Origin of the sequence: Roseomonas sp. TAS13 (genome assembly GCF_001950415.1) — a bacterium.
Classification (GTDB): Bacteria; Pseudomonadota; Alphaproteobacteria; order Acetobacterales; family Acetobacteraceae; genus Roseomonas; species Roseomonas mucosa.
This window is the reverse complement of sequence record NZ_BDLP01000262.1, coordinates 1-6243: the sequence shown is the minus strand read 5'-3', so window position 1 is coordinate 6243 and position 6243 is coordinate 1. Positions and strand designations below refer to the sequence as shown.

The following is a 6243-nucleotide window of genomic DNA, read 5'->3' as shown; positions in this document are numbered from 1 at the left end:
CTATGCTGACGTCGAGACTTGTGATCAAGAGACAGGCCAGGAGGCGCAGGGCGGCGGGGGAACGGGCGGAAAGCAGCAGGGGCGGCAGCGGCGTGGCCGGGAGGGCGGGAACCTCCCCGGAGGCAGGTTCCTCCAAGGCGGCCGTTACGGGTGCGGTGGCGAGGACCACCGAGGCGTTGGTGCCGCCGAAGCCGAAGGAGTTCACCCCCACCACCGGCGCCGGGTCGCCGCGCCGGCGGGCCGGACGGCTGCCGAGGCGCAGCGGCTCCTCCGCCACCGGCACACGCAGGTTCAGGCCGTCGAAGGCGATGTTCGGGTTGGGCGTGGAGAAGTGCAGGCTGGGCGGGATGCTGCGGCGTTCCAGCACCAGCATCGCCTTGAGCAGCCCGGCCATGCCGGAGGCGGGCTCGGTATGGCCGATATTGGTCTTCACCGAACCCACCGGCAGCGGCGCGCGGCGGCGCTTCGCGATGGCCTCGCCGATCGCCCAGGTCTCGATCGGGTCGCCGGCCTGGGTGCCTGTGCCATGGGCCTCGAAATAGCCGAACTGCTCCGGCTCCACCCCGGCCTCGCGCATCACGCGCTCCATCAGCGCGGCCTGGGCCTCGCCATTGGGCAGGGACAGGCCGATGGTCCGGCCAGCGCTGTTGACGCCGGAGGCGAGCAGCACGGCGCGCACCCGGTCCCCCTCCGCCAGGGCCCGGTCCAGCGGCTTCAGCAGCACCATGCCCGCGCCCTCGGCCCGGACATAGCCGTCGGCGGCGGCGTCGAAGGCGCGGCACCGGCCGGTGGGCGAGAGCATCGAGGCCCGGGAGAAGCCCATGAAGGCATAGGGCGAAAGCAGCAGCTGCACGCCGCCCACCAGGGCCATCTCGGCATCGCCATGCGCCAGGGCGCGCAGCGCGTGGTGCAGCGCCACCAGGGCGGAGGAGCAGGCCGTGTCCACCGTCTGGGCCGGGCCGCGCAGGTCGAAGACGTTGGTGAGCCGGTTGGCCAGGATCGACAGGGCGTTGCCGGTCATGAAATAGCGGTCCGCCCCCGAAGGGTCGGAAAGCCGCAGCTCGGCATAGTCGGTGGAGGAGCCGCCGATCCAGACGCCGACCGGGCGCCCGGCCAGGGTGCTGGCGGGCAGGCCGGAATCCTCGATGGCCTCGGCCGCGACCTCCAGCAGCAGGCGCTGCTGCGGGTCGGCCTCCGCGGCCTCGCGCGGGGACAGGCCGAAGGCCCGGGCGTCGAAGCCGGCGATGTCGCCCAGATGCCCGGCGGCGAAGGTATAGGCGCGGCCGGGCTCGCCCTTGCGCGGGTGATGGAACCGGGCCTGGGAGAACCGGTCTTCCGGCAGGGTGGAGACGGCGTCACGGCCTTCCGCCATCAGGCGCCAGAAGGCATCCAGGTCCGCGGCCCCGGGGAAGCGGCAGGCCGCCCCGACGATGGCAACCGGGACAACCTTTTGTTGCGCTTTCGGTGCGCGATTCTTTCGAGGGTTTTTTAGCACCGGCATTCCGCAATCTTACGTTGCATTTCCGTAGATTGCGAGAGGAACCCGGGAAAATATTCCGATTTCGGAAGAGTTTTCCAGGGCCGCGGCACGACGCCAGCCGGACCAGCGGCGGAGGGCCGGGACGGCCGGCGGGGCGACGGCCTCGCTCCCAGGGCGGGGGCGGGTCACATGGTCCAGCATGGCGTCCACCTGGCGGAAGTGGGAGTCCCAGCCCGGCGGCCGCCAGTTCTGCAGCCGGGTGGCCTGGGCGGCGCGGGCGGCACTGCCGGGCCGGGCATAGTCCAGGATCGCGGCACGCCAGCCGGCGCCGTCGAGCGGATCGAGGTAGTGCGGCACCGGGCCGCCGACCTCGCGCAGCGCGGGCAGGTCGGAGCAGATCGCCGGCACGCCAAGGGCCAGGGCCTCGGCCAGCGGCAGGCCGTAGCCTTCCACGAAGGAGGGGAAAAGCAACGCCCGGGCGCCGCGCAGCAGCGCGGCCATCCGGGCATCGGGCACCTGGCCGAGTTCCTCGACCGTGCCGCGCAGGACGGCGCTGCGCTCCAGGATGTCGACGATGTTCTCGTTCTCCCAGCCGCGGCGGCCGATGATCAGCAGTCGTGGCACCGGGCCGCCGAGGCCGGCGGTGCCGGCGCGAACGAAGTCGCGCCAGAGATGCAGCAGCAGCAGGTGGTTCTTGCGGGGCTCGATGGTGCCGAGGGCGACGAAGTAGGGAGCCGGGCCGCCGGGCCGTTCGGCGGTGGCGTGCCGCATGGTCCCCGCTCCGGTGCCTCGGGTCCCGGCACCTGGGGCCTCGTCCTCCAGGGCCCTGGTGCCCAGGGTCTCGATCCCGAGAGGGGCAACGATCACCGGCGGGGGCACCGGGCGGATGCGCAGATGAGGGGCGAGCGCCTCGGCGGTGTCGGCGGAATTCACGATCACCCCGTCGGCGAGGCGGGCGGTGGTGTCGATCCGCCGCAGATGCCGTGCCGACTGCCCGGGGCGGGCATATTCCGGATGGGTCGCGGGGATCAGGTCATGGATCAGCGGCACGAAGGCGCAGCCGCGGGCCCGCATCGCCTGGATCGGGCCGGGCCGCTCCAACGCCCGGTGCGAGACCAGCAGGAAGGCGCGGCGCGCGCCCAGGCGGCCGAGGTTCGGCGCCAGCTGCCCGGCGCCGAGGCCCAGGCCGGCGAGAAGGCGGAGGCGGCCGGCGATCCTCTCGGCATCGCGCTGCGCCTCCCGTTGCATCTCGCCCCGGGCTTCCCATTGCGTATCCCATGGGTTCTCCTGCCGCTCCTCGCCGGCCGGCCCCGGGGATGGTTCCGCTGATGGCGGACAGGGAAACGGAGGGGCGGCGGGCGTGCCGCACCAGGAGATGGAAAGGGCCGCCACCAGATCTTCCACCGCGCGGCGGGGCAGCACGGACCAGGCGCCGGACAGGGCGCCGGCCACGAAGACGCAGCGGTCCTCCGGCAGGGCGGCCCAGCGGCGGGCATAGGCGAGTTCGACCCGGTCGATCCCCGAGGGCGCTACCTTGCGCCCCCGCGCGAGCAGGCGCGAGATGTCCAGCACCACGCCGGGGCCGGTATCGGGGCTTGCGCCGCTCTCCAGGCGCAAGGGCTGAAGCAGGGACCATTGACGGTCGAGAACCGATGGCGTGGCATCCATCTTGGCACTCCTGTCGGTTCCAGGGCATGCACCGACCGGCCATCACCCTTTGAGTGCATCATAAACGTTAATTACAACCTTAAGGAAGTGTTTCTTCTGCATTGCAATACGGCATAGTCGGAACTCACGGCCTGGTGTTACCGGTCGTTGCGCTCCTCCAGCACCTGGGGTTGTGACAACCGCGGCTCCATGAGAGGAAGCCCATGTGTTCCTTGTGGCGCCATGCGCCGGGCGCGCGTGGCGGCAGGTGGTCCTGGCCGATGCCGATTCAGGCTATGGTGTCGTGTGCCATGTCACCATGCCGCATCTGGATGTTTCCGATGAGCCTTTTTCCCCTGGCGGAGACCTGCCCTTGATCCGCGTTGCCTACCGGCGGCATGGCGATGCCGCCGTGGCCGCGGAACGCTGCATCGCCGACCTCGGCGCGATGTTGCCCGCCTTCCTCCTGGTCTTCTGCGGCGGCAAGCTGGATGGCGAGGTGGTGCTGGCGGCGCTGCAGGCGGCCTATGGCGCCGTGCCGGTGGTGGGCGGCGCGGCGGCGGGGGCCATCTCGCGCAATGCCTTCGGCTATAGCGGGCTGGAACTGCTGGTGGTCGCCTTTGGCGCGGGAGCGCCGGTCCCGGCGGTGGTTTCGGCGGAGTTGCAGCCCGACGAGCACCAGGGCGGCCTGGTGCTGGGGGAGCGCATCCGTGCCGTGGCAGCCGAGGATGCGAGCGTGCTGCTGCTCTTCGACAGCGTGGCCAGCCGGGCGCCGCTGCGGCTGCATCCGGCCAGCCTGATCGTGCGGGGGCTGCACGAGGGGCTGGGCGGGCACCGCATCCAGCTGGTTGGCGGCGGGCTGCTGACGGACATGAACCTGACCGATGCCTGGGTCTTCGACGGGGGGGCGGTGCGCAAGCACATCGCGCTGGCGCTGGTCTTCCCGCCGGAGGTGACGATGGAAACGGCGATCCTGCACGGCTGCCGTCCGGTCAGCACCTTCATGGAGATCACCCGCATCGACGGTGCCGAGGTCTATGAGCTGGACGGGCAGCCGGCGCTGGGGGTGATCGAGCGGATGCTGGGCCTCTCGCTCGGCGCGGCGCGGGGGCAGGAGCTGTCGCTGATGGCGACGCTGGGCCAGAAGCAGGGCGACCCCTTCGGCCCCTATGACGAGAACGACTACGTCAACCGGCTGATCCTGCGGGCCAATCCGGAAACCGGCTCGGTGACGCTGTTCGAGCCGGATTTCGCGCGCGGCGCCCGGGTGCAGATCATGGGCCGTGACAACATGCTGATGCTCGATTCGGTGGAGCAGGGCATGGCGGCGCTGCGGGCTTCGCTGGCGGCACCGGAGGCGCTGCTCGGCTTCTACATCGACTGCGCGGGCCGCGGCAGCGCGCGTTCCGGCGCGCCGGTCGAGGAAGCGGAGATGGTGCTGCGGGGCCTGCCGCCGGGCGTGCCCTTCGGAGGCTTCTATTCCGGCGTGGAGGTGGCGCCCTTCGGCGAATACAGCCGGCCGCTGGACTGGACCGGCGTGCTGGTCGTGCTGCGGCGGCGGGCGGCGTGAACGGGATCTTCCCGCCCCAGAGCGCCAGCACGGCGGCCGCGGATGGGCAGCTGGAGCGCGAACTCGCCTATTACCGGCGTGAGTGCAACGCGCTGGGGGCGCGGCTGCTGCGGCTGCAGGAGGAGCAGAGCCAGGCCTTCCGGGAGGCGCGGCGGTCCCGCACCGTGGCGAAGCTGATCCGCGAGGCCTATCGCCTGGCCGATCACGGCAACGCGCCCGAGGATATCGGCGAGCCGATGCTGGAGATCGTGGTGGACAACACGATCTGCGACCGCGCGGCGCTGTTGCAGGAAACCCCGCGCGGCAGCCAGCGCTTCCGCGTCACGCACTCGCTGGGCCTGCCGCCCGGCGGTCCTCCCGGACACCCCGCCATGGGGGACGGTGAGGCTTCCCTGGCGGGCCAGGCCGGGCATTCCCTGGTGGCGGGGGAAATCTTCGTGCCGGCGCCGCCGTCCTTCTTCTTCACCACCTCCCGCACCCGGCTGGAAACGCCGGCCTATGAGCTGACCGGCATCCTGCGCCTGCCCTATGTGCTCTGGGCCTATGACGCGGCGACGGGGATGGCGCTGATCATCGGCAACCAGTCGGAAAGCAATGTCAGCCGCCCCTTCGAGGAGGCCGACCAGGAGCTGATCGAGGGCGCGCTGTCGGTCTATATCGACGTGCTGCTGCGCAAGCGGTCCGAGGCGGAGCTGCGGCTGGCCAAGGCGCAGGCGGAGGAGGCGAGCTCCACGCGGTCGCGCTTCCTGGCGACGCTGACGCACGAGCTGCGCACGCCGCTGAACGCGATCATCGGCTTTTCCGAGATGATGGCGACGGGGTCCGGCTACGAACCCACGGCGCATGAGCGGGGCGAGTACAACCGGCACATCCTGAACTCGGCCAAGCACCTGCTGGCGCTGATCAACGAGATCCTGGACTATTCCAGCCTGGCGCGCGGGCGCACGACGCTGGGCCGGCGCTGGCTGCCGCTGAACGAACTGCTGAAGGAGGTGACCGGCGCCACGGCCGGCACCGCCGCCGAGCGTGAGGTCGAGGTGAGTTGCGACCTGCCGGAGGAGGTCTGGTGGATCCGGGTGGACCGGACGCGCTTCCGGCAAATCCTGGACAACCTGCTCAGCAATGCCATGCGCTTCACCGCGCCGGGGGGACAGGTGGTGCTGGAGGCACGCTGCCAGGAGGGCCGGGGGCTGTGCCTGCGGGTCCGCGACAACGGCGTGGGCATCGCGGCGGAGGACATCCCGCGCGCCCTGGAGCCGTTCCGGCAGGTGGGCGACCCGTTCAGCCGGTCCTCGACCGGCACCGGGCTGGGCCTGCCGATCGCCAAGGGCCTGGCCGAGGCGCATGGCGGTTCGCTGCAGATCGACAGCGTGCCCGGCATCGGCACCACCATCACCGTGCTGCTGCCGGCGGATTGCGTTGCCGCGGGCGGGCCGCCGCAGGGCTGAGGCGGAGGGGGCTTTTCCCCGGCCGCGTGTCGCTTCTCGGCTGGTCGCCGGGGGAGCTGTCTCTTGATCACATCTACGCACAGCTCCACCGTAAGGCG

General features: G+C 71.4%; 4 protein-coding genes. 2 read left to right on the top strand and 2 right to left on the bottom strand.

Annotated elements, in window-relative coordinates; translation table 11 throughout:
* Positions 1–1501 (bottom strand): polyketide synthase (locus tag ROTAS13_RS17455; RefSeq protein ID WP_139323406.1); only part of this gene is annotated, 1501 nt, incomplete at its 3' end.
* Positions 1502–1510: 9 nt separating this feature from the next.
* Positions 1511–3148 carry a glycosyltransferase family 1 protein gene (locus ROTAS13_RS17450; protein ID WP_058389096.1) on the bottom strand — a complete coding sequence of 546 codons (1638 nt, stop codon included), beginning with the start codon at positions 3146–3148 and terminating at the stop codon, positions 1511–1513.
* Between the two features lie 352 nt (positions 3149–3500).
* Here ROTAS13_RS17450 and ROTAS13_RS17445 point away from each other — a divergent pair, with 352 nt between their 5' ends.
* Together ROTAS13_RS17445 and ROTAS13_RS17440 are read left to right on the top strand one after the other, a co-directional pair.
* Positions 3501–4697, top strand: coding sequence for an FIST signal transduction protein (locus ROTAS13_RS17445; RefSeq protein ID WP_162175666.1), 1197 nt, complete (start codon positions 3501–3503; stop codon positions 4695–4697).
* Positions 4694–6145, top strand: a complete 1452-nt coding sequence (locus ROTAS13_RS17440) for a HAMP domain-containing sensor histidine kinase (RefSeq protein ID WP_075822972.1) — start codon at positions 4694–4696, stop codon at positions 6143–6145. Before ROTAS13_RS17445 ends, ROTAS13_RS17440 begins: the two co-directional genes overlap by 4 nt.
* The last annotated feature ends 98 nt before the right edge of the window (positions 6146–6243 follow it).

What these genes read in the sequence shown, in the direction of transcription:
- ROTAS13_RS17450 (WP_058389096.1), bottom strand. Translation starts at nt 3,148, where the DNA reads ATGGATGCCACGCCATCGGTTCTCGACCGTCAATGGTCCCTGCTTCAG.